Source organism: Pseudomonas sp. BP11-1-1 (assembly GCF_052112105.1).
GTDB lineage: Bacteria > Pseudomonadota > Gammaproteobacteria > Pseudomonadales > Pseudomonadaceae > Aquipseudomonas > Aquipseudomonas alvandae.
Map to the genome: position 1 here is coordinate 89369 of NZ_JAUTYU010000008.1, position 25930 is coordinate 115298.

At 61.9% G+C, this 25930-nt stretch carries 26 protein-coding genes; 23 read left to right on the plus strand and 3 right to left on the minus strand.

Translation table 11 applies throughout. The features are described from left to right. Window positions 1-128: 128 nt before the first annotated feature. The gene (locus Q7C33_RS17290; RefSeq protein WP_030137688.1) at window positions 129-644 is read right to left on the minus strand and encodes a DUF2062 domain-containing protein; all 516 of its coding nucleotides are present in this window, start codon (window positions 642-644) and stop codon (window positions 129-131) included. A 144-nt stretch (window positions 645-788) separates the two neighbouring features. Between Q7C33_RS17290 and Q7C33_RS17295 the strand changes: the two genes are divergently transcribed. The 12 genes from Q7C33_RS17295 (at window position 789) to Q7C33_RS17350 (ending at window position 12286) form a co-directional block, all read left to right on the plus strand. Then, window positions 789-3035 carry a DNA internalization-related competence protein ComEC/Rec2 gene (locus Q7C33_RS17295; protein ID WP_407683840.1) on the plus strand — a complete coding sequence of 749 codons (2247 nt, stop codon included), beginning with the start codon at window positions 789-791 and terminating at the stop codon, window positions 3033-3035. 96 nt (window positions 3036-3131) lie between these two features. Beyond that, window positions 3132-3767, plus strand: coding sequence for a MotA/TolQ/ExbB proton channel family protein (locus Q7C33_RS17300; protein WP_030137690.1), 636 nt, complete (start codon window positions 3132-3134; stop codon window positions 3765-3767). Further along, window positions 3764-4192, plus strand: a complete 429-nt coding sequence (locus Q7C33_RS17305) for an ExbD/TolR family protein (RefSeq protein WP_249875658.1) — start codon at window positions 3764-3766, stop codon at window positions 4190-4192. Before Q7C33_RS17300 ends, Q7C33_RS17305 begins: the two co-directional genes overlap by 4 nt. Continuing rightward, complete coding sequence (gene lpxK / locus Q7C33_RS17310; protein ID WP_030137692.1) at window positions 4192-5202, plus strand: tetraacyldisaccharide 4'-kinase; 1011 nt, start codon at window positions 4192-4194, stop codon at window positions 5200-5202. Before Q7C33_RS17305 ends, lpxK begins: the two co-directional genes overlap by 1 nt. Before the next feature lie 23 nt (window positions 5203-5225). Next, window positions 5226-5411, plus strand: coding sequence for a Trm112 family protein (locus tag Q7C33_RS17315; protein WP_003179363.1), 186 nt, complete (start codon window positions 5226-5228; stop codon window positions 5409-5411). Then, window positions 5408-6172, plus strand: coding sequence for a 3-deoxy-manno-octulosonate cytidylyltransferase (gene kdsB, locus Q7C33_RS17320; RefSeq protein ID WP_030137693.1), 765 nt, complete (start codon window positions 5408-5410; stop codon window positions 6170-6172). Before Q7C33_RS17315 ends, kdsB begins: the two co-directional genes overlap by 4 nt. Beyond that, the gene (locus Q7C33_RS17325) at window positions 6172-6636 is read left to right on the plus strand and encodes a low molecular weight protein-tyrosine-phosphatase (protein ID WP_030137694.1); all 465 of its coding nucleotides are present in this window, start codon (window positions 6172-6174) and stop codon (window positions 6634-6636) included. The genes kdsB and Q7C33_RS17325 overlap by 1 nt, the downstream gene beginning before the upstream one ends. Next, the gene (gene murB, locus Q7C33_RS17330; protein ID WP_030137695.1) at window positions 6633-7652 is read left to right on the plus strand and encodes a UDP-N-acetylmuramate dehydrogenase; all 1020 of its coding nucleotides are present in this window, start codon (window positions 6633-6635) and stop codon (window positions 7650-7652) included. The genes Q7C33_RS17325 and murB overlap by 4 nt, the downstream gene beginning before the upstream one ends. Before the next feature lie 269 nt (window positions 7653-7921). Next, complete coding sequence (locus Q7C33_RS17335) at window positions 7922-8392, plus strand: (2Fe-2S)-binding protein (protein WP_030137696.1); 471 nt, start codon at window positions 7922-7924, stop codon at window positions 8390-8392. Further along, window positions 8389-10704 (plus strand): xanthine dehydrogenase family protein molybdopterin-binding subunit, encoded by a 2316-nt coding sequence (locus Q7C33_RS17340; RefSeq protein WP_407683841.1) that lies wholly within the window; start codon window positions 8389-8391, stop codon window positions 10702-10704. The genes Q7C33_RS17335 and Q7C33_RS17340 overlap by 4 nt, the downstream gene beginning before the upstream one ends. After that, window positions 10704-11675 carry an XdhC family protein gene (locus Q7C33_RS17345; RefSeq protein ID WP_407683842.1) on the plus strand — a complete coding sequence of 324 codons (972 nt, stop codon included), beginning with the start codon at window positions 10704-10706 and terminating at the stop codon, window positions 11673-11675. The genes Q7C33_RS17340 and Q7C33_RS17345 overlap by 1 nt, the downstream gene beginning before the upstream one ends. 20 nt (window positions 11676-11695) lie before the next feature. Further along, entirely contained in the window at window positions 11696-12286 is a 591-nt protein-coding gene (locus Q7C33_RS17350; RefSeq protein WP_407683843.1) for a nucleotidyltransferase family protein, read from the plus strand. A 208-nt stretch (window positions 12287-12494) separates the two neighbouring features. Here Q7C33_RS17350 and rne read toward each other — a convergent pair whose 3' ends face one another. Further along, on the minus strand, window positions 12495-15692 hold the full coding sequence (rne, locus tag Q7C33_RS17355; protein ID WP_407683844.1) for a ribonuclease E: 3198 nt from the start codon (window positions 15690-15692) through the stop codon (window positions 12495-12497). A gap of 700 nt (window positions 15693-16392) precedes the next feature. On the opposite strand from rne, the gene rluC reads away from it, so the two are divergent. From rluC to Q7C33_RS17370, 3 genes are read left to right on the plus strand one after another with little or no spacing between them, the layout of a single operon-like run. Continuing rightward, the gene (gene rluC, locus Q7C33_RS17360) at window positions 16393-17349 is read left to right on the plus strand and encodes a 23S rRNA pseudouridine(955/2504/2580) synthase RluC (RefSeq protein WP_030137701.1); all 957 of its coding nucleotides are present in this window, start codon (window positions 16393-16395) and stop codon (window positions 17347-17349) included. Next, window positions 17339-18001: an HAD-IA family hydrolase gene (locus Q7C33_RS17365; protein WP_030137702.1), complete on the plus strand. Its 663-nt coding sequence runs from the start codon at window positions 17339-17341 to the stop codon at window positions 17999-18001. Before rluC ends, Q7C33_RS17365 begins: the two co-directional genes overlap by 11 nt. A 20-nt stretch (window positions 18002-18021) precedes the next feature. Beyond that, the gene (locus tag Q7C33_RS17370) at window positions 18022-19011 is read left to right on the plus strand and encodes a S49 family peptidase (protein ID WP_198798208.1); all 990 of its coding nucleotides are present in this window, start codon (window positions 18022-18024) and stop codon (window positions 19009-19011) included. A 77-nt stretch (window positions 19012-19088) separates the two neighbouring features. Here Q7C33_RS17370 and Q7C33_RS17375 read toward each other — a convergent pair whose 3' ends face one another. After that, window positions 19089-19667 carry a Maf family protein gene (locus Q7C33_RS17375; RefSeq protein WP_323155164.1) on the minus strand — a complete coding sequence of 193 codons (579 nt, stop codon included), beginning with the start codon at window positions 19665-19667 and terminating at the stop codon, window positions 19089-19091. A 105-nt stretch (window positions 19668-19772) separates the two neighbouring features. On the opposite strand from Q7C33_RS17375, the gene Q7C33_RS17380 reads away from it, so the two are divergent. The 8 genes from Q7C33_RS17380 (at window position 19773) to pabC (ending at window position 25928) form a co-directional block, all read left to right on the plus strand. Then, window positions 19773-20300 carry a YceD family protein gene (locus tag Q7C33_RS17380; protein ID WP_003204262.1) on the plus strand — a complete coding sequence of 176 codons (528 nt, stop codon included), beginning with the start codon at window positions 19773-19775 and terminating at the stop codon, window positions 20298-20300. A 13-nt stretch (window positions 20301-20313) separates the two neighbouring features. Continuing rightward, window positions 20314-20496: a 50S ribosomal protein L32 gene (gene rpmF, locus Q7C33_RS17385; protein ID WP_003179396.1), complete on the plus strand. Its 183-nt coding sequence runs from the start codon at window positions 20314-20316 to the stop codon at window positions 20494-20496. A 4-nt stretch (window positions 20497-20500) separates the two neighbouring features. Then, the gene (gene plsX / locus Q7C33_RS17390) at window positions 20501-21511 is read left to right on the plus strand and encodes a phosphate acyltransferase PlsX (RefSeq protein WP_258650020.1); all 1011 of its coding nucleotides are present in this window, start codon (window positions 20501-20503) and stop codon (window positions 21509-21511) included. A 123-nt stretch (window positions 21512-21634) separates the two neighbouring features. Continuing rightward, entirely contained in the window at window positions 21635-22573 is a 939-nt protein-coding gene (fabD, locus tag Q7C33_RS17395) for an ACP S-malonyltransferase (protein ID WP_217861483.1), read from the plus strand. Window positions 22574-22588: 15 nt separating this feature from the next. After that, complete coding sequence (gene fabG, locus Q7C33_RS17400; RefSeq protein WP_030137707.1) at window positions 22589-23332, plus strand: 3-oxoacyl-ACP reductase FabG; 744 nt, start codon at window positions 22589-22591, stop codon at window positions 23330-23332. A gap of 191 nt (window positions 23333-23523) precedes the next feature. Beyond that, complete coding sequence (gene acpP, locus Q7C33_RS17405; RefSeq protein WP_003175607.1) at window positions 23524-23760, plus strand: acyl carrier protein; 237 nt, start codon at window positions 23524-23526, stop codon at window positions 23758-23760. Window positions 23761-23868: 108 nt separating this feature from the next. Then, complete coding sequence (fabF, locus tag Q7C33_RS17410) at window positions 23869-25113, plus strand: beta-ketoacyl-ACP synthase II (protein WP_264427810.1); 1245 nt, start codon at window positions 23869-23871, stop codon at window positions 25111-25113. After that, window positions 25113-25928, plus strand: coding sequence for an aminodeoxychorismate lyase (gene pabC, locus Q7C33_RS17415; RefSeq protein WP_030137709.1), 816 nt, complete (start codon window positions 25113-25115; stop codon window positions 25926-25928). Before fabF ends, pabC begins: the two co-directional genes overlap by 1 nt. The last annotated feature ends 2 nt before the right edge of the window (window positions 25929-25930 follow it).

Genomic DNA, 25930 nt, shown 5'->3' on the forward strand with positions numbered 1-25930 from the left:
ACACTGATCTATGTCGAACGCTGATCTGGCGTTCACTGAATATCGAATGTGGGAGCGGGCTTGCTCGCGAAGAGGCCCATCAGAACACCACAAAAAAGGCCTCCATTCCCAGGAGGCCTTTATGCATCTCACTTACGGCTTTTTTTGCGCCGCCGCCACTGCCGCGCCACCCACCAGCGCCAGTAACTCATGGTCACGAAGTAGGCCAAAGCCCCAAGCACCAACCCAGTCACCACCGAACCCAGCAAAAACGGCTGCCACAACGTTGACAGTTGATTGGTAATCCACTCCCAGGTCAATTCGTCCGGCAGCGTACGGGCGGGCACGTCCATCAGCCAGGCGCCGGTTTGATAGGTACAGAAAAATACCGCAGGCATGGTGATGGGGTTGGTCAGCCAGACCAGGCTCACGGCAATCGGGATGTTGCCGCGAACCATGATGGACAGTGCGGCGGCCAGCAACATCTGCAAAGGAATGGGTAAAAAAGCGGCAAACAATCCGACAGCCATTGCCCGCGCCACTGAATGGCGATTGAGGTGCCAGAGGTTGGGGTCGTGCAGCAGGGTGCCAAGAAAGCGTAAGGATTTGTGTTCCCGAATGCTCGCAGGGTCAGGCATGTAGCGTTTGAATAGGCGCCGGGGCATAAGGCTTCTCGGTCGGGTCAAAGCAGTCAGGCCGCAAGTATGTCCGGATTCTACGGCCGGCAGATTCAGACTTTGTGACAATTGATAACGTTCGCGGTGCCGCAGACCGGCTAAGCCTTAGAGGGAACTCTCAAGGATGGGCTTATGCGCACAGTGATGATCGCGCTCGCACTCGGGTTGCTGGTCCCGATTTTCTTACCGGCGTTGCCGCCACCGTGGCTGATCGTGGCGATGGCGATAACAGCGATGGTCATGCTGCCGTTTCGCACCTGCCCGGCCAGTTTTTTTCTTCTCGGATTGGCCTGGGCCTGCGTTGGGGCGCAGCTTGCGCTGGATGACCGGTTGCCCGCTGCCCTGGACGGTGAAACCCGCTGGGTCGAGGGAAACGTCGTCGGTTTGCCGCAATACGGTGAGGGCATGGTGCGTTTCGAGCTTGCCGATGCCCACTCCCGACGCACGCGCTTGCCTGCGTTGATGCGTCTGGCCTGGTATGGCGGGCCGCCGGTCAGGAGCGGTGAAAAGTGGCGCCTGGCAGTGAAGCTCAAGCGGCCCGTCGGGTTGCTCAACCCCCATGGTTTCGACTACGAATCGTGGCTGCTGAGCCGTGGCATCGGCGCGACCGGCACCGTCAAGGAGGGTTTGCGGGTGCAGCCGACGCAGGGCGCTTGGCGCGATGGGGTGCGCCAGGCGTTGGCAAAGGTCGATGTCCAAGGGCGTTCCGGTGCGCTGATGGCGCTGGTGCTTGGCGACGGGGCTGGATTGAGCCGCGAAGATTGGCAAGTACTGCAAGACACCGGCACGGTCCATCTGCTGGTGATTTCCGGCCAGCACATCGGCCTGTTTGCCGGCTTGGTGTATCTGCTGGTGGCTGGCGCGGCGCGTTATGGCGTTTGGCCGGCGCGTCTGCCGTGGTTGCCCTGGGCCTGCGCCTTGGCTTTCGTCGCCGCTGTGGGCTACGGCTTGCTCGCCGGATTTGAAGTGCCGGTGCGGCGGGCCTGCACGATGATCGGTCTGGTGTTGCTGTGGCGCTGGCGTTACCGCCAAGCCGAACCTTGGTGGGCCTGGCTGCTGGCCTTCATCGGCGTGTTGATGTTCGATCCGCTGGCGAGCCTGCGCCCCGGGTTCTGGTTGTCGTTTGCCGCCGTCGCGATATTGATGTTCACCTTCGGCGGTCGCCTGGGCCCTTGGCGCTGGTGGCAGACCTGGACCCGAGCCCAGTGGCTGATTGCGCTCGGCCTATGCCCGTTGTTATTGATCCTTGGCTTGCCGGTCAGCCTGAGCGGTCCGTTGGTCAACCTGGTGGCGGTGCCCTGGATCAGTTTGCTGGTATTACCGGCGGCACTGCTTGGCACGGCGTTGCTGCCGGTTCCGGGCGTCGGGGAAAACCTGTTGTGGGTCGCCGGTGGGTTGCTCGATCTGCTGTTCAAAGGCCTCGAACTGGTTGCAGGGCGAATGGCGGCCTGGATGCCTCCCGCTGTCCCGTTGTGGGCGCTGTGTATCGCGGCGCTCGGCGCTGTGCTGTTGTTGCTGCCCAAGGGCCTGCCACTGCGTGTCCTGGGTTGGCCGATGTTGATGCTGATCGTGTTTCCTCCTCGGGAACAGGTGCCCCACGGACGCGCCGAAATCTGGCATTTTGACGTCGGCCAGGGGCTGGCAGTCCTGGTGCGTACCCATCGGCATGCGTTGCTTTATGACGCGGGGCCACGCTTTGGCGAGGCCGATGCAGGCGAGCGCGTGGTGGTTCCGACCTTGCGCAAGCTTGGTGTGGGACGGTTGGACCTGATGCTGCTCAGCCATGCCGACGCTGATCATGCCGGCGGAGCACAAGCGGTGCGCAATGGGTTGGCGACGACTCGGGTCATCAGCGGCGATCCTGATGCGCTGCCCGCCGATCTGCTGGCGGCGCCGTGCGACAGCGGCGAGAGCTGGGAATGGGATGGGGTCCGGTTCGAGCTGTGGCGCTGGGCGTCAGCGGTCGAAAGCAACCAGAAGTCCTGCGTCTTGTTGATCGAAGCCGACGGCGAGCGCTTGCTGTTAACCGGGGATATCGATGCCCACGCCGAGCGAGCCATGCTCGATGGCCCGCTGGGGGCGCCGATTCATTGGCTGGCCGCGCCGCATCATGGCAGTCGCAGTTCGTCGTCGATGGCGCTGCTGGCGCGTCTCAAGCCGCATTCGGTATTGATTTCCCGAGGGCGAAACAACGCATTCGGCCACCCGCATCCCTGGGTCATGCAACGCTATAGGAAATTGGGCATGGCAATCCACGACAGCGCCGAGCAGGGCGCCATTCGTCTGCAACTGGGTGCATTCGAACCCGCGCACACCGAGGCTGGGAATCGCCGCTACTGGCGCGAGCCGCCGTCCGCTGGGCCGTCGCCCCGGCATTGACCTGCCTCAGTGTTGTGGGTTGCGTTGTTGGCTGGGCGGGCCTGCACGGCGAGTCTGTATGATAAAGTGGCGCACTTTTTCGAGGGGGCTGTCACTGTGTGGGAATTGGTCAAATCCGGCGGCTGGATGATGTTGCCGATCATTCTGAGTTCCATCGCGGCACTGGGTATCGTTGCCGAACGCCTGTGGACCCTGCGGGCCAGTCGCGTAACCCCGGAGCATTTGCTCGGGCAGGTCTGGGTCTGGATCAAGGACAAGCAACTGAACAAGGACAAGCTCAAGGAACTGCGGGCCAGTTCGCCGCTGGGAGAAATCCTTGCCGCAGGCCTGGCCAACTCCAAGCATGGTCGCGAGATCATGAAGGAATGCATCGAAGAGGCGGCGGCCCGGGTCATCCATGAACTGGAGCGCTACCTCAATGCATTGGGCACCATCGCCGCCATGGCCCCGTTGCTGGGTTTGTTGGGCACGGTGCTGGGCATGATCGATATTTTCAGCGCCTTTACCGGTACCGGCATGACCACCAATGCGTCGGTGCTGGCGGGCGGTATTTCCAAGGCCTTGATCACCACCGCCGCCGGTTTGATGGTGGGGATCCCCTCGGTGTTTTTCCATCGTTTCCTGCAGCGCCGCGTCGACGAGTTGGTGGTCGGCATGGAGCAGGAAGCCATCAAGCTGGTCGAGGTGGTCCAGGGCGACCGTGATGTGGACCTGGCCGGGGGCAAGAAGTGAAATTCCGCCGCAAACCACGGGAAAACATCGAGATCAATCTCGCGTCGCTGATCGACGTGGTATTCATCCTCTTGCTGTTTTTCGTCGTGACGACCACGTTCACCCGGGAAACCCAGCTCAAGGTCGAATTGCCGGAGGCCGTCAGTGGTTCGCCGGCTGAAGACCAGCAATTGAAGAATCTCGAAGTCACGATCAGCGCCGAAGGGACGTTCTCGGTGAACAACCATTTGCTGCCCAAAAGTGACCTCGCCAGCCTGATCGAGGCCTTGCAGAAGGAATCCGGCGGAGACACCAGCCTGCCGCTGTCCATCAGCGCCGACGGCAAGACGCCCCATCAATCGGTCATCACTGCCATGGACGCAGCCGGCAAGCTCGGCTTCAGCCATCTGCGCATGACGACGGTCGAGGCGGCGCCTGCACCTTGATGGCCATGTCCGATCGATTGCTTGCCGCCTGGTATGAAGGGCATCCCGCCCTGGCGCTGCTGCGACCGCTGGAGTGGCTGTACCGCCGCGTCGTGGTCGGCAAGCGCGAGCGTTTCCTGGCGGGCGAGGGTGAGATCTACCAGCCGCCCGTGCCGCTGGTCGTGGTCGGCAATATCACGGTAGGTGGCACTGGCAAGACGCCGTTGATCCTGTGGATGATCGAGCATTGCCAGCGCAGTGGCCTGCGGGTCGGCGTGGTCAGTCGGGGCTATGGTGCCAAGCCGCCGCAATTGCCTTGGCGAGTCGAGGCCAGCCAAGGCGCCGATGTCGCGGGCGACGAGCCGCTGCTGATTGTCCAGCGCACCGGTGTGCCATTGATGATCGATCCCGATCGCAGCCGGGCTGTCCAGGCTTTGCTGGAGGCCGAGCCGCTGGACCTGATCCTGTCCGACGACGGCATGCAGCATTATCGGCTGGCCCGCGATCTCGAGTTGGTATTGATCGACAATGCCCGTGGCCTGGGCAACCGGCGGTGCCTGCCCGCCGGCCCGTTGCGCGAGCCGGTCGAGCGCCTGCAATCGGTCGACGCCGTGCTGTTCAACGGCGCTGCCGCTGATCGCGACGACGGCTTTGCCTTCGAATTGCGGCCCACCGCGCTGGTCAACCTGGCCAGCGGTGAACGGCGCCCCATCGACCATTTTCCAGCGGGCCAGGCCCTGCACGCCGTGGCCGGTATCGGCAATCCCCAGCGTTTCTTCAAGACCCTCGAAACGCTACACTGGCGGCCCATACCGCACGGGTTTGCCGACCATGCCGAATACAGCGCCCAGGCCTTGAGCTTCACGCCGTCCCTGCCGGTGGTCATGACGGAAAAGGACGCAGTCAAATGCCGCGCCTTCGCCGCGCCCGACTGGTGGTACCTGGCGGTGGACGCAGCTCCGTCGCCGGCCTTCGCGGACTGGTTCGATACGCAGCTGATGCGCCTGTTGCCGGATCGACTCTTGCCTTAACACGTTTTATCCAGGGGAATTACATGGACACCAAACTGCTCGATATCCTGGCTTGCCCGGTCTGCAAAGGCCCGCTCAAGCTCAGCGCCGACAAGACCGAGCTGATCAGCAAGGGCGCCGGATTGGCCTATCCGATTCGCGATGGCATCCCGGTGATGCTCGAGAGCGAAGCTCGCACTCTGACCACTGACGAGCGCCTGGATAAATGACCACTGCCTTTACCGTTGTTATTCCGTCGCGCTTTGCCTCGACGCGTTTGCCTGGCAAGCCGCTGCTGTTGATCGCCGGCAAGCCGATGATCCAGCATGTCTGGGAGCAGGCCAGCAAGAGCAGCGCCCAACGCGTCGTGGTCGCGACTGATGACGCGCGCATCGAGGAAGCCTGCAAGGGCTTCGGCGCCGAGGTGGTGATGACCCGTGAGGATCATAATTCCGGCACTGATCGCCTGGCGGAGGTGGCCGGCAAGCTCGGTCTCTCGCCCGACGCCATCGTGGTGAACGTGCAAGGTGACGAGCCGATGATTCCGCCCAGCGTGATCGATCAGGTCGCGGCCAACCTGGCGGCTCACCCCGAAGCGCAGATGGCTACCCTGGCCGAGCCGATCGAGGACGTGCAGACCCTGTTCAATCCCAGCGTGGTCAAGGTCGTCAGCGACCTCAATGGCCTGGCGCTGACCTTCAGTCGGGCGACCTTGCCATGGGCCCGGGAGGCATTTGCCAAGAACCCGGACGTGTTGCCCGAAGGCGTGCCGTACCGTCGTCACATCGGCATCTATGCCTACCGCGCCGGTTTCCTCCAGGACTTCGTGGCATGGGGCCCGTGCTGGCTGGAAAACACCGAATCCCTGGAACAACTGCGTGCCTTGTGGCACGGCGTGCGAATCCATGTTGCCGATGCGCTGATCGCCCCGCCCACCGGTGTCGATACCATTGAAGACCTTGAGCGCATCCGTCGCCTGTTGGAGGCTTGATGCGGGTTTTGTTCGTCTGTCTGGGCAACATCTGCCGGTCGCCCACTGCCGAAGGCATCTTGCGCCACAAGTTGCGCGAGACCGGGCTGGAGGGGCAGGTGGAAGTCGCTTCCGCCGGTACTGGCGACTGGCACGTCGGCAAGGCGCCGGACAAACGCAGCATGGCCGCGGCCCTGCGTCGCGGCTACGACTTGTCGGCCCAACGTGCCCGGCAGGTGACGCGGGCCGATTTCGCTGCCTACGACCTGATCCTGGCGATGGACAGCAGCAACCTGCGCAATCTCAAGGCCCTGCAACCGGCCAATGCCCGCGCGGAACTGGATCTGTTCCTGCGTCGTTACGAGGCCGAACTCGACGACGTACCAGACCCGTACTACGACGGTGAGCAAGGTTTCGAGCAGGTGCTGGACCTGATCGAGCGCGCCACGGATCGTCTGGTGATCGAATTGAAGGGGCGGCTATGAGCTTGCAAGTCCAGGCGGACGTCAGCCTCAAGCCGTTCAACAGCTTTGGCGTCGACGTAAAAGCCCGGCTGTTCGCCGAAGCCCATAGCGATACGGATGTTCGCGAGGCCCTGGCTTACGCCGCGGGTCACGACGTACCGTTGCTGGTCATTGGCGGCGGCAGCAACCTGTTGTTGACCGGTGACATCGACGCCTTTGTGCTGCGCATGGCCAGCCAGGGAATCCGCCTGCTCAGCGATGACGGTGAGCGCGTGGTGGTCGAGGCCGAAGCAGGGGAGCCGTGGCATCCATTTGTCCAGCACACGCTGGCCCAAGGTTGGGCGGGCCTGGAAAACCTCAGCCTGATTCCCGGTACGGTGGGTGCGGCGCCGATGCAGAACATCGGAGCCTACGGCGTTGAGATAAAGGACGTCTTCGCGGGCCTCACCGCGCTGGATCGCTACACCGGCGAGCTGCGCGATTTCACCCTCGATGAATGTGCTTTTGCCTACCGCGACAGCCTGTTCAAGCAGCAGGCCGATCGCTGGTTGATCCTGCGGGTGCGTTTCGCCCTCAGTCGTGTCGCTCATTTGCATCTGGAGTACGGCCCGGTGCGCCAGCGGTTGACCGAACAAGGCATCGACCAGGCAACGCCCACGGACGTCAGCCGGGCTATCTGCAGCATCCGCAGCGAAAAACTCCCAGACCCAGCCGTGCTGGGCAACGCCGGCAGCTTCTTCAAAAATCCGTTGGTGCCAGCCGCTCATGTGGCGCATCTCAAGGAGCAGTACCCCGACCTGGTGGCTTATCCACAGCCTGGCGGCCAAATGAAAATCGCCGCCGGCTGGTTGATCGAACGGGCCGGCTGGAAAGGTTTTCGTGAAGGCGACGCCGGGGTGCATAAGTTGCAGGCGCTGGTGCTGGTCAATTACGGCGATGCCACGGGGCTGGAGTTGCTGGACCTGGCTCGGCGGATCCAGAAGGACATCGCGGAGCGGTTTCAGGTTGATCTTGAGATGGAGCCTAATCGGTACTGACAGGCACCTCGCAACCGCGAGAAGAAAAACGCCCTGCATGACCTGCACAACGTGATTCGTGCAGGATTGTGCAGGGCGTTTTGCTTGATCCTGAGTTAATTTAATTGGCTGACGATGCGAGCATTCGTATCCACAAGGCCCGGTGCAGACGCTTGCTTGCGTGTGCACAAGAGAGCCCGATTTAGCCTGAGCCAGTCTGCGATACCGAACCGATAACCCAACGGCAGATGGCTCGACCCACATAACTCGATAACGATGCGGGCGTGCCCATGATTACCCTGAAACTCAATGGAAAAGACCACTCACTGGATGTGACCGAGGACATGCCGCTGCTGTGGGCGATCCGAGACGTGGCCGGCTACAACGGCACCAAGTTCGGCTGCGGCATGGGCTTGTGCGGCGCGTGCACCATTCATATCGACGGCGCCCCGGCGCGCAGTTGCATCACGCCGATTGGCTCGGTGAAAGGCCAGGAGATCAGCACCATCGACGCACTTCACGTCGACCCGGTCGGGCAAGTGGTCCAGAAGGCCTGGTTGGATACCGCGGTGGCCCAGTGCGGTTACTGCCAGGGCGGGCAAATAATGTCCGCCACGGCGTTGCTCAAGACCAACCCCAACCCCAGCGACGAGCAGATCGAAGAGGCCATGGCTGGCAACATTTGCCGCTGCGGCACGTATAACCGGATCAAGACCGCGATCCGCCAGGCTTCCACCCACCTGAAGGAGGCCAAGGCATGAGCCGTCTGCCCAATGATTTCGTGCTGAGCAACCTCAGTCGTCGGGGTTTCCTCAAGGGCGCCAGCGCTACCGGCGTGCTGGTGTTGGCGGCCACCTGGGGGTTGCCGGATGCCTTCGCCGAAGAGAAGAAATACGGCGCCGAGGGGATGCCCCATGGCGCGGTCGATGACCCTAATATTTACGTAAGCATTGCCGCCGACGGCAGCGTGACGGTGATCTGCAACCGTTCGGAAATGGGCCAGGGTGTGCGCACCAGTCTGAGCATGGTGGTGGCCGACGAACTGGATGCCGACTGGGCGCTCGTCAAGGTTCGGCAAGCACCGGCGGACGAGGCGCGTTTCGGCAACCAGGACACTGACGGTTCACGCAGCATGCGTCACTGGTACGAGCCGATGCGTCGCTGCGGTGCCGCCGCCCGGACCATGCTCGAACTGGCCGCCGCTGCCCAGTGGAAGGTGCCGGTGGGCGAATGCCACGCGCAGCTACATAAAGTGGTGCACCAGCCTTCAGGTCGAGAATTGGGTTATGGCGAGTTGGCCGCCGCCGCCAGTGCCTTGCCGGTGCCGGGGCGTGACAGCCTGCGTCTCAAGCAGCCGTCGGAGTTTCGCTATATCGGCAAGGAAGCGAGCCGCGCCATCGATGGTGCGGACATCGTCAACGGTCGCGCGGTGTTCGGCGCCGACGTGCATTTTGATGGCATGCTCTACGCCGTCGTGGCGCGTCCGCCGGTCTATGGCGGCAAGGTCAAGTCCGTCGATAGCAGTGCAGCGCTGAAAGTACCGGGCGTGGTCAAGGTGCTGCAGATCGAGGGGCGTCCGTTGCCCTCCGAATTCCAGCCCCTGGGCGGCGTCGCCGTGGTGGCGAAGAATACCTGGGCGGCGATCAAGGGGCGCGAAGCACTGAAGATCCAGTGGGACGATGGCCCGAATGCCGGTTATGACTCCATTGCCTACCGCAAGGAACTGGAAGCGGCCACCCGCCAGCCGGGAAAAGTCCTGCGCAGCACCGGCGACCTCGACGACGCATTGGCCAAGGCCGACTCGACGTTGGAGGCTTCGTACTACCTGCCGCACCTGTCCCAGTCGCCCATGGAACCCATGGTCGCTGTCGCCCGGTTCAAGGACGGTCAATGCGAAGCCTGGGCGCCGAGCCAGGCACCCCAGGTTACCCGTGAGCGCGTGGCGGAACGCCTGGGCATTCCTTTCGAGAAGGTCACGGTCAACATCACGTTGTTGGGTGGCGGTTTCGGGCGCAAGTCAAAGCCCGACTTCGTCGTCGAAGCGGCCGTGCTGGCCAAGGAGTTCCCCGGCCAGGCAGTACGGGTGCAGTGGACCCGTGAGGACGACATTCATCATTCGTACTTCCACACCGTCTCGGCCGAATACCTGAAGGCCAGCCTGAACCAGGACGGGTTGCCCTCCGGTTGGCTGCACCGCACCGTGGCCCCGACCATCACCGCGCTGTTCGCGCCGGGGATGACCCATGAAGCGCCGTTCGAAGTGGGGATGGGCGTGACCAACATGGCCTACGCCATTCCCAACATGCGCCTGGAAAACCCTGAAGCGGTGGCCCACACGCGGGTTGGCTGGTACCGCTCGGTGTCGAACATTCCCCATGGGTTCGCGATCCAGAGCTTCATTGACGAACTGGCCCACAAGGCCGGCCAGGATCCGCTGAAATATCACCTGAAGCTGCTCGGCCCGGACCGCAAGATCGATCCGAACAGCCTCAATGACAGTTGGAACTACGGTGAATCTCCCGAGCGCTATCCCATCGATACGGCGCGGATCCGCACCGTGCTGGAAACCGCCGCGAAGGCTGCCGGTTGGGGGCGAGAGTTGCCCAAGGGCCGCGGGCTGGGGCTGGCGGTGCATTACAGCTTCGTCACGTATGTCGCGGCGGCGATCGAAGTCGAGGTCAAGGACGACGGCACGGTGATCGTGCACAAGGCTGATATTGCCGTGGACTGCGGCCCGCAGATCAACCCTGAACGCATCCGTTCGCAGTTCGAAGGCGCCTGCGTCATGGGCCTGGGTAACGCGATGATCGGCGAGATCAGTTTCAAGGACGGCAAGGTCCAACAGGACAATTTCCACATGTACGAAGTCGCGCGCATGTCCCTGGCTCCGAAGGAAGTGGCGGTGCATCTGGTCACTCCGCCGGGCGAGGTGCCGTTGGGCGGCGTTGGCGAGCCGGGCGTGCCGCCGATTGCGCCAGCCCTGTGCAACGCCATCTTCGCCGCCACCGGCAAGCGTATCCGCGATCTGCCCGTGCGTTATCAGCTGCAAGGCTGGCAGCAGGCCAAAGCCTGATGGACAGCGTTGACCTGAACGTATTGCGCAGTGTGCTGGAATGGCGCCGCGCCGGGCAGCGAGTGGTGTTGTTTACCGTGGTTCAGACCTGGGGCACCGCGCCAAGACCTCCGGGGGCCATGTTGGCCCTGCGCGAGGATGGCATGGTGATTGGTTCGGTGTCGGGCGGCTGTGTCGAGGATGACTTGATCGCCCGGTTGCACGACGGTCGGATTCCGGCGGAGGGGCCGCCAGTGCAACTCATTACCTACGGCGTCACCCGCGAGGAGGCGGCGCGCTTTGGCCTGCCGTGTGGCGGCACCTTGCGCCTGACGGAGGAGCGGGTGGGCGATCCACACTGGGTTGCCGAGTTGCTGGAGCGTTGCGAGGCCCATGAGATCGTCGCCCGTGAGCTGACGGTGGCCAGTGGTCGCGTGACTCTGGTTCCGGCGAGCAAAACCGACGCCCTGGTGTTCGATGGGCAGGTGCTGCGCGCCATTTATGGGCCGCGATGGCGGCTGTTGCTGATCGGCGCCGGGCAACTGTCTCGCTACGTGGCGGAAATGGCTCGCTTGCTGGATTTCGAGGTGTTGATCTGTGACCCGCGCAAGGAGTTCGTCTACGGTTGGGAAGAGCAACATGGCCGCTTTGTCTCGGGTATGCCCGACGAAGCGGTGCTGAGTATCCAGACCGACGAGCGCACGGCCATCGTGGCCCTGACCCATGATCCACGCCTGGACGACATGGCGCTGCTCACGGCCCTGGACTCCAAGGCTTTTTATGTGGGTGCCCTGGGGTCGCGGGTCAACAGCCAGAAGCGCCGGGACAATCTGGCTCAGCTAGGCTTGTCTGCGGAGGCGATTGGACGCCTGCATGGACCGATCGGCTTGCACATCGGCAGCCACACCCCGGCGGAAATCGCCTTGTCGCTGCTGGCGGAAATCGTGGCCGTCAAGAATGGCGTGGAACTGCGGCAGAAAAAATCGCTGTAGGCCGTGGGCGAGGAGGGCGAATGGGAAAGTCGATAGGCGTGATTATCCTGGCGGCGGGATCGGGCAGCCGTTTCCGTCAGGTGGCCGGTGCGGAAAAGGATAAGTTGCTGGCCGATTGTGCGGGCCGAGATGGCGCCGTCAGATCGGTGATCGAGCATGTACTGGTCAACCTGCCGGCCTCGTTGGAAAAGCGTGTGCTGGTGACAGGCAAGGGGCGGCCGCAAGCCATTCGCATGGCCCAGGCTTACGGGTGCGACTTCGTGGAACTGGACTCGCCCGGGTTGGGCGACAGCATTGCCGCGGGCGTCCAGGCCTGCCCGGACCTTGATGGGTGGCTGATGATCTTGGGCGATATGCCTTTTATCCTGCCGTCGAGCATCGAGCAGGTCGTTGCAGGAATACGTGAGGATGGCATCAGCGTGCCAGTCCTGGCTGGCGAGTACGGGCATCCGGTGGGATTTGGTCGGGAGTTTGGGCCGAAACTGATGGCGCTGACCGGGGATCGTGGTGCCAAGGTGTTGTTTGCCGGGGCGCAGGTGCTTGAAGTGCCGGTGGATGATCCTGGCGTGACCTGGGATGTCGATGTGCCAGAGGCCTTGGTCTTTAAATAACAGATGACACAGAACCCTGTGTGGGAGCGGGCTTGCTCGCGAAAGCGGTCTGACATTCATTATTGATGCAAGCTGACCCACCGCCTTCGCGAGCAAGCTCGCTCCCACAACGATCTTCGATGGGCATCAGGTCCCTGTGGATAAGTCTGAAGGCATAAAAAAGCCCCGCCTGGCATCACCAGGCGGGGCTTTTTACTGGGCGATGGAATCAGGCGTGAGGTTTAGGCTCGTGCTCTTTTTCCAAGGCTTCAGTGTGACGTGGCGCGACTTCGACTTCTTCAGCGGTGTGCTGGGGTTCGTCGAGCGCCGGGGTTGGTTCGGCTGGGGTTTCAGCGACCGGGGCAGGGGCTGCCTCGGTGACTTCTTCCACGACCGGAGCCGGTTCGGCAGCAGGCGCTTGAGCGGCGGCAGCGGCGGCTTGTTCAGCTTCCTTTTGCAGGCGCTCGGCTTCACGCTTGCGGCGACGCACTTCACGTGGATCGTTCGGTGCGCGGCCATTCGCGGTCAGGGCACTGGCAGGGGCAGGCTCATGCGCGGGGGCAGGCGCTTCGACAGCCACCGGTGCTTCGATCACTGGAGCAGGTTCGACCACTTCTGGCTCGACCGCTTGCACGGGCTCTGGCGTTGGCTCAGGCTCGACAACAGGTGCCGGTGCGGCGGGCTCTGCGGTCCAGTTGAACGCAGTCTGCTCCTCGCGGGCAGGCTCTGGCGCCTTTTCCTCGGCCGGTGCTTCGACAACCGGTTCGGCAGCGACGATGGGCGCTTCAACAACGGGCGCAGGCTCGGCGGCGACTTCAGCTTCAGGCTGGGCTTCACGTACCGGCGCGAGTTCCACTTCTGGCGAAGCGGTGACTTCTACCGGGGCAGTGGATTCGACGACAGGCGCTTCAACTGGCGCGTTTTCCACCGCAGCGGTGGCGCGTTCAGCCTGCTCGTTTGCCTGGGCTTCGGCCGGAGCGCTGATCGCACTGCTGGCAACGGCCGCAGTGACGGCCAGGCCGGCAGCCAGGTCAGCAGCGCTTGGCGCTTCGGCGTTCTCGGTGGACTCGGATTCTTCCGAACCTTCGATCACGTTGCCGTTGGCATCGCGCTGACGCTCACGACGGTTGCTGCGACGACGCTGGCCGCGGGAGCGGCGACGTGGACGATCGCCTTCGACGGTGTCCTGGCCGTCTTCCTGCAACTGCTCTTCGGCGTTCAGCACTTCTTCTTCGCTGGCAGCGGCGGCGGCTTGCTCGGCGCGTGGCTGGCGCTCCTCACGTGGCGGACGCGGTGCGCGTTCTTCACGAGGCTGGCGGGCCGGACGCTCTTCAGCGGTGGCGGCAGCAGCGGCCGGGGCGGCATCCAGTGGCTCGCGCAGTTCGCGAACACGTTCTTCACGCTCGCCACGCGGCTTGCGATCTTCACGCGGTGCGCGAGGCTGACGCTCTTCACGCGGCGGACGCGGTGCGCGTTCTTCGCGGGCTACGGCTGGCACTTCCTCACGGACTTCGCGAGGCTGGCGTTCTTCACGCGGCTCGCGTGGCGCGCGCTCTTCACGCGGTGCACGTTCTTCGCGGGGCTTGCGCTCTTCGTCGCGACGACCGTTGCGGTTGCGGGTCTGCTGGCGACCGTTGCGGCGTTCTTCGTTGCGGGCAGGGCGCTCGGTGGCGGCCGGCTTGGCGACGACGGCCGGGGCGGCAGGTTCTTCCTTGGTGGCGAACAGGCTGACCAGGGACTTCACCAGGCCTTTGAACAGGCTTGGCTCTGGTGCTGCGGCCGGAGTGGCAACCGGAGCGGCCACTTCGGTCGGAACCGGTGCGTTGGCGCGGGCCGGAGCGGTCTTGACCGCTGCTTCCTGGCGAACCAGGGTGCGAGTGGCGGCAGCTGGCTGGACGTCTTCCACTTCGGCAGCGGCAGCAGCGATTTCGTAGCTGGACTGGTTGGTGTGGGCTTCCGGGCTGTCATCGCGCAGGCGCTGCACTTCGAAGTGCGGCGTCTCGAGGTGATCGTTCGGCAGGATGACGATGCGGGCACGGGTGCGCAGTTCGATCTTGGTGATCGAGTTGCGTTTTTCGTTGAGCAGGAACGCGGCCACCGGGATCGGCACTTGGGCGCGGACTTCGGCGGTGCGGTCTTTCAGGGCTTCTTCTTCGATCAGGCGCAGGATCGCCAGGGACAGCGATTCGACGTCACGGATGATGCCGGTGCCGTTGCAACGCGGGCAAACGATGCCGCTGCTTTCGCCCAGGGATGGACGCAGGCGTTGACGGGACATTTCCAGCAGGCCGAAGCGCGAGATGCGACCGACCTGTACGCGGGCGCGGTCGGCTTCCAGGCATTCACGGACCTTTTCTTCCACGGCGCGCTGGTTCTTGGCCGGGGTCATGTCGATGAAGTCGATGACGATCAGGCCGCCGATGTCACGCAGGCGCAACTGACGGGCGATTTCTTCGGCGGCTTCAAGGTTGGTCTGCAGGGCGGTTTCTTCGATGTCGCTGCCTTTGGTGGCGCGCGCCGAGTTGATGTCGATGGACACCAGGGCCTCGGTCGGATCGATGACGATGGAACCGCCGGACGGCAGTTCGACGACGCGCTGGAATGCGGTCTCGATCTGGCTTTCGATCTGGAAACGGTTGAACAGCGGGACGCTGTCTTCGTAGAGCTTGATCTTGCTGGCGTACTGCGGCATCACCTGGCGGATGAAGGTCAGGGCTTCGTCCTGGGCTTCGACGCTGTCGATCAGCACTTCGCCGATGTCCTGGCGCAGGTAATCGCGGATGGCGCGGATGATCACGTTGCTTTCCTGGTAGATCAGGAACGGCGCGGAACGATCCAGCGAGGCTTCTTTGATGGCGGTCCACAGTTGCAGCAGGTAGTCGAGGTCCCACTGCATTTCTTCGCTGCTGCGGCCCAGGCCGGCAGTGCGAACGATCAGGCCCATGTCGGCAGGTGCGACCAGGCCATTGAGGGCTTCACGCAGTTCGTTGCGCTCTTCGCCTTCGATGCGGCGGGAAATGCCGCCGGCACGCGGGTTGTTCGGCATCAGGACCAGGTAGCGGCCGGCGAGGCTGATGAAGGTGGTCAGGGCGGCGCCCTTGTTGCCACGTTCTTCTTTTTCGACCTGGACAATGACTTCCTGGCCTTCGCTCAGGACGTCCTTGATGTTGACGCGGCCTTCTGGGGCCTTCTTGAAGTATTCGCGGGAGATTTCTTTGAGGGGCAGGAAGCCGTGGCGCTCGGAGCCGAAATCGACAAAGGCAGCCTCAAGGCTTGGTTCGATGCGAGTAATCCGGCCTTTATAGATGTTGGCCTTCTTCTGCTCGCGTGCACCGGATTCGATATCCAGGTCGTAGAGGCGCTGGCCGTCTACCAGTGCAACACGCAACTCTTCGGGTTGAGTTGCGTTAATCAGCATTCTTTTCATGTAGTACCGTCGGTTTCCGGGCTGCCGGAAACGGCGTTCGGCACACACGACTTCTCACGGTCGGTGTCAGGTGCGTCCTGGAGATGGCAGTGCCATTCCAGTGTCCAGCGAGTTCGACCCAAATGGCGGTGAAGTCGCGACGGACGCGTCCTGCTTGCTGGTACTCAAGCACTCAGTCAGGAGGAGGAATCAACCGGCGCCTGTGGACGAGATGAAGCGTCTAAATATAAGCCTAGTGCTACACAGTCCGACGGTTGTACATCTCCACCCTACACGTATCCCTGATAATTCGGGTGCTGCCGCGCGCAGAATCCGCAGCGGGTTGGCATTTACCGTGAGCTCCGAAAGGGGAGGTCACGCATCATGGCTAATTTAGGCGTTGTTTCCGAAGCTCTCGCTCGGGGTCGTTTCCGGGTGACTGCACTTTGTGAACTGGCCGTGAATGTGGCGCGCAAGGCGAGTCAGAACTCTGCTTTGCGGCGTATTTCAGGCCTCATGTCACCTGCGCTCGTTACACCTGCAAACTCTGCCGTTACGTAGCAAGAACCCCGTAGGACGGCCTCTCGTCCTCGTGAATTGCGTTGGTCAGGGCCGGTTTTTGACCGCTAGTCCGCTGTCCAGCCACTTTTGGCGGCGTTCGCGACTATAGCAGCAATGATTAAGTGCTTCAATTCCATAAAAAATTGTTATGATCGCCGCCATGACGACTACTGCCCCTTCGACCCCTGGCGTTCAACTGCTCGAGGTCTCGCCGGAATATGCCGGCCAACGAATCGATAATTTCCTGCTGGCCCGGCTCAAAGGCGTGCCCAAGACCTTGATTTACCGCATCTTGCGCAAAGGCGAAGTGCGGGTGAACAAAGGTCGGATCAAGCCCGAATACAAGCTGCAGGCCGGCGATGTCGTGCGCGTACCGCCGGTTCGCGTGCCTGAGCGTGATGAGCCGGTGCCTTTGGCCCAAGGCCTGCTGCAACGCCTGGAAGCCTCCATCGTCTACGAAGACAAAGCGCTGATCGTGGTCAACAAGCCTGCGGGCATCGCGGTCCACGGCGGCAGCGGCCTGAATTTCGGCGTGATCGAAGCCTTTCGTCAGTTGCGTCCGGACGCCAAGGAGTTGGAGCTGGTCCATCGCCTCGATCGCGATACTTCCGGTCTGCTGATGATTGCCAAGAAGCGCAGCATGCTGCGCCACTTGCACGAGCAATTGCGCGGCGATGGTGTCGACAAGCGCTACATGGCGCTGGTGCGTGGGCGTTGGGATACCTCCATCAAGCAAGTCCGCGCACCGTTGCTCAAGAGCAACCTGCGTTCAGGCGAGCGCATGGTGGAGGTCAACGAGGAAGGCAAGGAGGCGCTGACCGTGTTCAAGGTGCTTCGGCGTTTCGGCGACTTTGCCACCATGGTCGAGGCCAAGCCGGTCACCGGGCGTACCCACCAGATCCGCGTCCACACGCTGCATGCCGGACACTGCATCGCCGGCGACAGCAAATACGGCGATGATGATTTCACCAAGGAAATCCGCGACCTGGGTGGCAAGCGCCTGTTTCTGCATGCCTACATGTTGACCGTGCCACTGCCCGATGGCGGCGAGCTGAAATTGCAGGCTCCCGTGGATGACATGTGGGCCAAGACCGTGGAGCGGTTGAGTGCATCCTGACTACAAGCTGCTGATATTCGATTGGGATGGCACTCTGGCGAACTCCATCGGTCGGATCGTGGACGCGATGCACGTGGCGTCGGATCGTACGGGGTTTGCCCGGTGCGATGATCTGGCGGTAAAGGGCATCATCGGTCTCGGCTTGCCGGAGGCGATTCGCAGCCTGTACCCGGAAATCGAGGAGGGTGAGCTGATCGTTTTTCGCCAGCATTACGCCGACCACTACATCGCCTTGGAAGCCGAGCCGTCGCCGCTGTTTGACGGCGTGGTGGAAACGCTCGATGCCTTGCGCGAAGAGGGGTATCACCTGGCAGTCGCAACCGGCAAGGCCCGGCGTGGGCTGGATCGGGTATTGAAGGCCCATGGCTGGGAAGATTATTTCGATATCACCCGTGCGGCGGATGAAACCGCGAGCAAGCCACACCCGCTGATGCTTGAGCAGATTCTCGCCCATTGCGATGTATCGCCTGGGCAGGCGCTGATGGTCGGCGACTCATCGTTCGACCTGCAGATGGCCCGCAATGCAGGCATGGGTTCGGTGGCTGTCAGCTACGGCGCGCAGACGATCGAGGCGTTGAAGACCTTCGAACCGTGCCTGGCGATTGACCGCTTTCCTGAATTGCACGCCTGGTTGAGCCGGCGTACCGATTAAGTTTTGATGGAGTGGCATGCATGACGGACGAATGGAAGGCCCCGGCCAAGGCGAATGCCGAAAGCGGTGACGATAAAAGCTGGAAACTGCTGGAAAAGACCCTGCTGGCCAGTGTGCAGGAGCAGCGTCGTTCACGCCGCTGGGGTATTTTCTTCAAATTGCTGACTTTCGTGTATCTGTTCGGCGCGCTCATGCTGTTTACACCGCTGATGAGCATCGAAAAAAGCGCCGTGAGCGGCTCGGCTTACACTGCGTTGATCGACATCGAAGGCATGATTGCCGATAAGGAGCCTGCGAGCGCGGACAATATCGTCGGCAGCCTGCGGGCGGCGTTCGAGGATCCAAAGGTCAAGGGCGTGGTGCTGCGCATCAACAGTCCTGGTGGCAGTCCGGTGCAGTCCGGTTATGTCTACGACGAGATTGTCCGATTGCGCGGCTTGCACCCGGACATCAAGGTCTACGCGGTGATCGCCGATCTCGGCGCATCAGGCGCTTATTACATTGCCAGTGCGGCGGACCAGATCTATGCCGACAAGGCCAGTTTGGTCGGCTCCATTGGCGTGACGGCGGCCGGATACGGGTTTGTCGGGACCATGGAAAAGCTTGGTGTGGAGCGTCGGGTCTATACCTCCGGCGAGCACAAGTCGTTTCTTGACCCGTTCCAGCCGCAGAAGCCTGAGGAAACCGCATTCTGGCAAGGCGTGCTGGACACCACCCACAAGCAGTTCATTGCCAGCGTCAAGAAAGGGCGGGGCGACCGTCTGAAGGACAAGGAGCACCCGGAGCTGTTTTCCGGACTGGTCTGGTCTGGCGAGCAGGCCTTGCCCCTGGGCCTGATCGATGGCTTGGGCAGTGCCAGCTCTGTGGCGCGGGATGTGATCGGCCAGAAGGATCTGGTGGATTTCACCATCGAAGAATCGCCGTTTGATCGCTTCTCGAAGAAGCTGGGGGCTAGCATCGCCGAGCACCTGGCGATGTGGATGGGCTTCCAGGGGCCGGCGTTGCGCTGATTTTTGAAAGGCTGCGCACCTGAAGGGTGATGCGGTCCCTGTGGCGAGGGGGCAAGCTCCCTCGCCACGGAGGCGGTTCAGGGAACCTGCACGCCCTCAGCCAGCAACATATCCACAAGACGAATCAGCGGCAGGCCAATCAGGCTCGTGGCGTCCGGGCCTTCAGTGCTCTGGAACAGGCTCACACCGAGGCCCTCGGCCTTGAAGCTGCCGGCGCAGTCGTACGGCTGTTCGGCGCGCAGGTAGCGCTCCACGCGGGCCGGATCCAGGGTTCGCATATTCACGGTGAACGGAACGCAGTCGACCTGGCATCGGCCTGTCTGGCTGTTAAACAGCGCCAGGCTGGTCAGGAACGTCACCCTGGCGCCACTGGCGGCCATTAGCTGCTCGCGGGCATTTTCGAATGTGTGGGGCTTGCCCAGGATGCGCTCGCCGAGCACGGCGACCTGGTCCGAGCCGATGATCAGGTGCGCTGGGTGTCTGTCGGTCAATGCCAAGGCCTTTTCCCGGGCCAGGCGCTTTACCAGCTCGACCGCGGATTCGTCGGGGTGGCGGCTTTCGTCGATGTCTGGCGAGCTGCAGACGAATGGCAGCCCCAGGCGGGCGAGCAGTTCCCGGCGATAAACCGAGCTTGAGGCTAATAATAAAGGCAGCATGGCTCTCTCCGATGGGCAGGGGAGGATTCTAGCCAGGCGCGCAAGTGACGGACAGGGCTGAATTTCCTTTGACATGGCCCGGTGCATCCCTATAATGCTGCGCCTATGTTGAATGACCCGATTCCACCTCACGTTGACCCGCGCAAATTGGCTGACCGTGGCACCACCCTTCAAGGTGAACTGCTGCTGGCCGATTTGAAGAGACTCTGCGACCCGCTTTCCGACGATGTCGGGACGGTCCAGGCCAAATTCGTTTTTGAACGAGATGAACGTAAATCTGTGGTGATCCACAGCTTTATCGACACTGAAGTCAAAATGGTTTGCCAGCGTTGTCTTGAGCTGGTCACCCTGCCGATCCACAGCGAATGCAGTTACGCCGTGGTGAAGGAGGGTGCGAATACCCAGTCGTTGCCGAAAGGTTATGACGTGCTGGAACTGGGCGAAGATCCATTGGATCTGCAGTCACTGATCGAGGAGGAGCTTCTGCTCGCCTTGCCCATTGTGCCTGCTCATCATCCGGAAGAATGCCAGCAGCCGGCGGGAGCAGATGAGCCCGAACCGAGCGAGGACGAGGTAACGCGGTCCAACCCGTTCAGTGTATTGGCGCAGTTAAAGCGTGACCCAAACGTTTAGGAGTTAATCAATTATGGCTGTTCAGCAGAACAAAAAATCCCGCTCCGCCCGTGACATGCGCCGTTCGCACGACGCTCTCGAGGCTAGCACCCTGTCTGTAGAAAAAACCACTGGTGAAGTTCACCTGCGTCACCACGTATCGCCAGAAGGCGTATACCGTGGCCGTAAAGTGATCGACAAGGGCGCCGACGAGTAATCACTTGTCCGCTCAAGTCATCGCGATTGACGCAATGGGCGGGGACTTCGGTCCCCGCAGCATTGTTCAGGCCAGCCTTGCTTGCCTGAATGCTACGCCCTCGCTGCACCTGACCCTCGTCGGTCAACCCTCTCTCCTTGAAGAACTGCTCAACGGCCAGTCGGCTGTCGATCTTGCGCGCCTGACAATTGCGCCAGCGTCCGAAGTCATCACCATGGACGAAAAGCCGGCACAGGCCCTACGCGGCAAGCCTGACGCGTCGATGCGGGTAGCCCTTGAGTTGCTGCGCGACGGCAAGGTCCAGGCCTGTGTCAGTGCGGGTAATACCGGGGCGCTGATGGCGCTGTCGCGCTATGTCCTGAAGACGTTGCCGGGGATCGATCGTCCGGCAATGGTCGCGGCGATCCCGACCCAGCGCGGGTTCTGCCAACTGCTCGATTTGGGCGCCAACGTCGATTGCAGCGCCGAGCACCTTCTGCAATTTGCCGTGATGGGCTCGGTTGCCGCGCAGACACTCGGCATTGCGCGACCTCGCGTTGCGCTGCTGAACATTGGCACCGAAGACATCAAGGGAAACCAGCAGGTCAAGCTGGCGGCGACCTTGTTGCAAAATGCGCGGGGCATCCATTACATCGGGTTCGTCGAAGGCGATGGTCTCTATCGCGGCGAGGCCGATGTGGTGGTCTGTGATGGTTTCGTTGGCAATATCCTGCTCAAGTCCAGCGAGGGGCTGGCGACCATGATTGGCCAGCGCATCGAGACACTGTTCAAGCAAAGCCTGGCTTCGCGGGTGGTGGGTGCCCTGGCGCTGCCATTGATGCGACGGCTGCAGGCAGACCTGGCGCCGGCGCGGCACAACGGTGCGAGTTTCCTCGGGCTGCAAGGTATCGTTATCAAGAGCCATGGTTCGGCGGGCGTGCAGGGCTTTCAAAGCGCTATCAACCGGGCGGTGATCGAAGTGCAGGAAAACCTGCCGGAACGCTTGCACGGCCGTCTCGAGGATTTGTTAACTTAGGCGTTTTCGTCTGACAATGCTTAAATGTGACCGGTCGGTTCAAGCCGTCATCCAACTGTCAGTTTCCTAGCGCCCCCAGGGGCGTCAATTTTTGACGACAAGATCATTAGGGGCTTTGTTTTCATGTCTGCTTCCCTCGCATTCGTCTTTCCAGGACAGGGCTCGCAGTCCCTCGGCATGCTGGCCGAGCTGGGCGCGCAATACCCGCTGGTCCTCGAAACATTCAAAGAAGCGTCCGACGCGCTCGGCTACGACTTGTGGGCACTGACCCAGCAAGGGCCGGAAGAGCAACTCAATCAAACCGATAAAACCCAACCGGCCATCCTCACCGCCTCGATTGCCTTGTGGCGCCTGTGGCTGGCTGAAGGCGGCGCGCGCCCGGCGTTTGTCGCCGGTCATAGCCTGGGTGAATACAGCGCACTCGTGGCCGCTGGCAGCCTGAGCCTGGCTGATGCGGTGAAACTGGTGGAGCGTCGTGGCCAGTTGATGCAAGAAGCCGTTCCGGCCGGGCAGGGCGGCATGGCCGCGATCCTCGGCCTGGAAGATGCCGATGTGTTGGCTGCCTGTGCCGAAGCGGCGCAAGGCGACGTGGTCAGCGCCGTCAACTTCAACTCCCCGGGCCAGGTGGTTATCGCCGGAGCCAAGGCTGCCGTCGAGCGTGCCATCGAAGGCTGCAAGGCCCGTGGCGCCAAGCGCGCCATGCCGCTGCCGGTCAGCGTGCCGTCGCACTGCGAACTGATGCGTCCGGCTGCCGAGCGTTTTGCCGAGTCCATCGCCGCCATCGACTGGCAGGCTCCGCAGATTCCTGTTGTGCAGAACGTCAGCGCCAACGTGGCACCGGATCTCGAGACCCTCAAGCGCGACTTGCTGGAGCAGCTCTACAAGCCGGTTCGCTGGGTCGAATCGGTGCAGACGCTGGCAGCCAAGGGCGCGACCGAGCTGGTCGAATGCGGCCCTGGCAAGGTGCTGGCAGGCCTGAACAAGCGCTGCGCCGAAGGCGTGTCCACTTCCAACCTCAACACCCCAGACGCTTTCGCTGCCGCTCGCGCAGCGCAAGCCTGAACAGGAGAAGCTTGCATGAGTCTGCAAGGTAAAGTTGCACTGGTGACCGGTGCAAGCCGCGGCATCGGCCAGGCCATCGCCCTGGAACTGGGTCGTCAAGGCGCCATCGTTGTCGGCACCGCGACGTCCGCTTCGGGCGCCGAGCGTATCGCCGCGACCTTGAAGGAAAACGGTATCCAGGGCACCGGGCTCGAGCTCAACGTGACCAGTGATGAATCCGTTGCCGCCGTGTTGGCAAGCATCCAGGAGCAGTTCGGTGCACCGGCGATCCTGGTGAATAATGCCGGCATCACCCGCGATAACCTGATGATGCGCATGAAAGATGACGAGTGGTTCGACGTGGTCGACACCAACCTGAACAGCCTGTACCGGCTGTCCAAGGGCGTCTTGCGCGGCATGACCAAGGCACGTTGGGGTCGAATTATCAGTATCGGCTCGGTTGTGGGTGCCATGGGCAACGCAGGCCAAGTAAACTATGCTGCGGCGAAAGCCGGTCTGGAAGGTTTCAGCCGTGCGCTGGCACGAGAAGTCGGTTCGCGCTCGATTACGGTAAACTCGGTTGCACCGGGTTTCATCGACACCGACATGACCCGTGAACTGCCGGAAGCACAGCGTGAAGCCTTGTTGACGCAGATTCCGCTGGGTCGTCTGGGGCAAGCTCAAGAAATCGCGTCCGTGGTCGCTTTTCTTGCTTCGGACGGTGCGGCATACGTGACCGGGGCTACAATCCCGGTGAACGGCGGGATGTACATGAGTTAAATGTGACGGATTGCTTCAAAAAAATGTCATACGAGCTGTCTAAAATCCGTTATAAAGCTGCAATCTATTTATAGGCGGCGGGCCCCAGGGTTCGAGGAGTGAAGCTTTCGGTTGAAAAACCGAAAAGTCTTTCTATACACTTACCCACCGGCCAGCTGCCTGAATTTGTCCATTAGGAGTGAAAACAAGGTATGAGCACCATCGAAGAGCGCGTCAAGAAAATCGTTGCCGAGCAACTGGGCGTTAAAGAAGAAGAAGTTGTGAACACCGCTTCCTTCGTTGAAGACCTGGGTGCCGACTCCCTTGACACTGTTGAGCTGGTGATGGCTCTGGAAGAGGAATTCGAGACCGAGATTCCTGACGAAGAAGCTGAAAAGATCACTACTGTACAAGCTGCTATCGACTACGTTACCAGCCACCAGGCGTAATCGTTTTTAGTCGTCGCTAGCTGTCATGGAAAAACCGCACTGCCATCACGGCGTGCGGTTTTTTCTTTAGGCCTGATGCAAAGTCGTCATTTGAAAAAGGAGAGTGCTGTGTCGCGTAGACGCGTCGTAGTCACCGGTATGGGTATGTTGTCGCCACTGGGCACGGATGTGCCAAGCAGTTGGCAGGGCATTCTGGCTGGCCGTAGTGGCATTGGTCTGATCGAACACACCGACCTTTCTGCCTATTCCACCCGTTTTGGCGGCTCGGTAAAAGGCTTCAATGTCGAGGAATACTTGTCGGTCAAGGAAGCTCGCAAGCTTGACCTGTTCATTCAATACGGCTTGGCAGCCGGGTTCCAGGCGGTGCGCAACGCCGGGCTGGAAGTGACCGATGCCAATCGTGAACGCATCGGCGTGGCCATGGGCTCGGGTATTGGCGGCTTGACCAATATCGAAGAAACCAGCCGCACGCTGCACGATTCGGGGCCGCGACGGATTTCTCCGTTCTTCGTGCCGGGCTCGATCATCAATATGATTTCCGGTTTCCTGTCCATCCACTTGGGTGCACAGGGGCCTAACTACGCCATCGCTACGGCGTGCACCACCGGCACCCACTGCATCGGCATGGCCGCGCGCAACATCATGTACGACGAAGCCGACGTGATGATTGCCGGTGGCGCCGAAATGGCCGCTTGCGGCCTGGGCATGGGCGGTTTCGGCGCGTCCCGTGCGCTGTCGACCCGCAACGATGAGCCAGCACGTGCCAGCCGACCATGGGACAAGGGCCGTGACGGCTTCGTGCTGTCCGACGGTGCCGGTGCGCTGGTGCTCGAAGAGCTGGAACACGCCAAGGCCCGCGGCGCGACCATCTATGCCGAGCTGATCGGTTTTGGCACCAGTGGCGACGCGTACCACATGACGTCGCCACCGGCCGATGGCGCCGGTGCCGCCCGTTGCATCGCCAACGCCTTGCGTGACGCGAAGATCAACGGCGACCAAGTGCAATACATCAACGCTCACGGCACTTCTACTCCGGCGGGTGACTTGGCCGAAGCCCAGGCGATCAAGACGGTGTTTGGCGAACACGCCTACAAGCTGGCGGTCAGCTCCACCAAGTCCATGACCGGTCACCTGCTGGGTGCGGCAGGGGCGGTGGAAGCGATCTTCAGCGTCTTGGCGATCAACAGCCAGACGGCGCCGCCAACCATCAACCTCGATGAGCCTGACGAAGGGTGCGACCTGGACTTCGTGCCGCATACAGCCCGTGGCATGGACATCGATGTGGTGTTGTCCAACTCCTTCGGTTTTGGCGGGACCAATGGTTCGCTGGTGTTCCGCCGGTTCGCAGGTTGATGGAGAGCTGGGTCGACGGTCAACCGGCTGACGTCCTGTCGCTGAAAGATCGCGGCCTGGCTTATGGCGATGGGTTGTTCGAGACCATCGCCGTGCGCAATGGCAGGCCACTGTTGCTGGAGCGTCACTTGCAGCGCCTGGAAACAGGCTGCCAGCGATTGGCGCTCAGGGTCGACATGACGGTGGTGAGCGCCGAGCTGAGCGCTTACGCCCGGTGTCAGGGTGACGGCGTGATGAAATTGATCGTGACCCGTGGCGACAGTCAGCGTGGTTATGCCGCCGATCCCTCGGCCACCGCCCGACGCATCCTGCAGGGCAGTGCTCCTGTTGCTTATCCCGCTGCCCATGCCGAGCAAGGCGTGCTCCTGTTTCCCTGTTCAGTGCGCTTGTCCGAGCAGCCTTTGCTTGCCGGTCTCAAGCACCTCAATCGCCTGGAACAGGTGCTGGCCCGTGCTGAATGGACTGATTCGCGGTATGCCGACGGCTTGATGCAGGACGCGTCCGGGCGGGTGATCGAAGGCGTGTTCAGTAATCTGTTCCTGGTGCGCGATGGGGTCTTGTCTACAGCGGACCTGAGCCGTTGCGGTGTCGCCGGGGTGATGCGCGCAGAATTGTTGTTTCAAGCCAATTCCCAAGGTATCGCTACGCAAATCATGGATATCAGCCTCGAACAGTTGCACCAGGCCGATGAGGTCTTTGTCTGCAACAGCGTATATGGCGTGTGGCCGGTACTCGGATGCGGTTCGGCACGCTGGTCGGCTGGCCCACTCACCCGTAAACTGCAGACCCTTGCCCGTGCGCTATTGGATGCCTGATT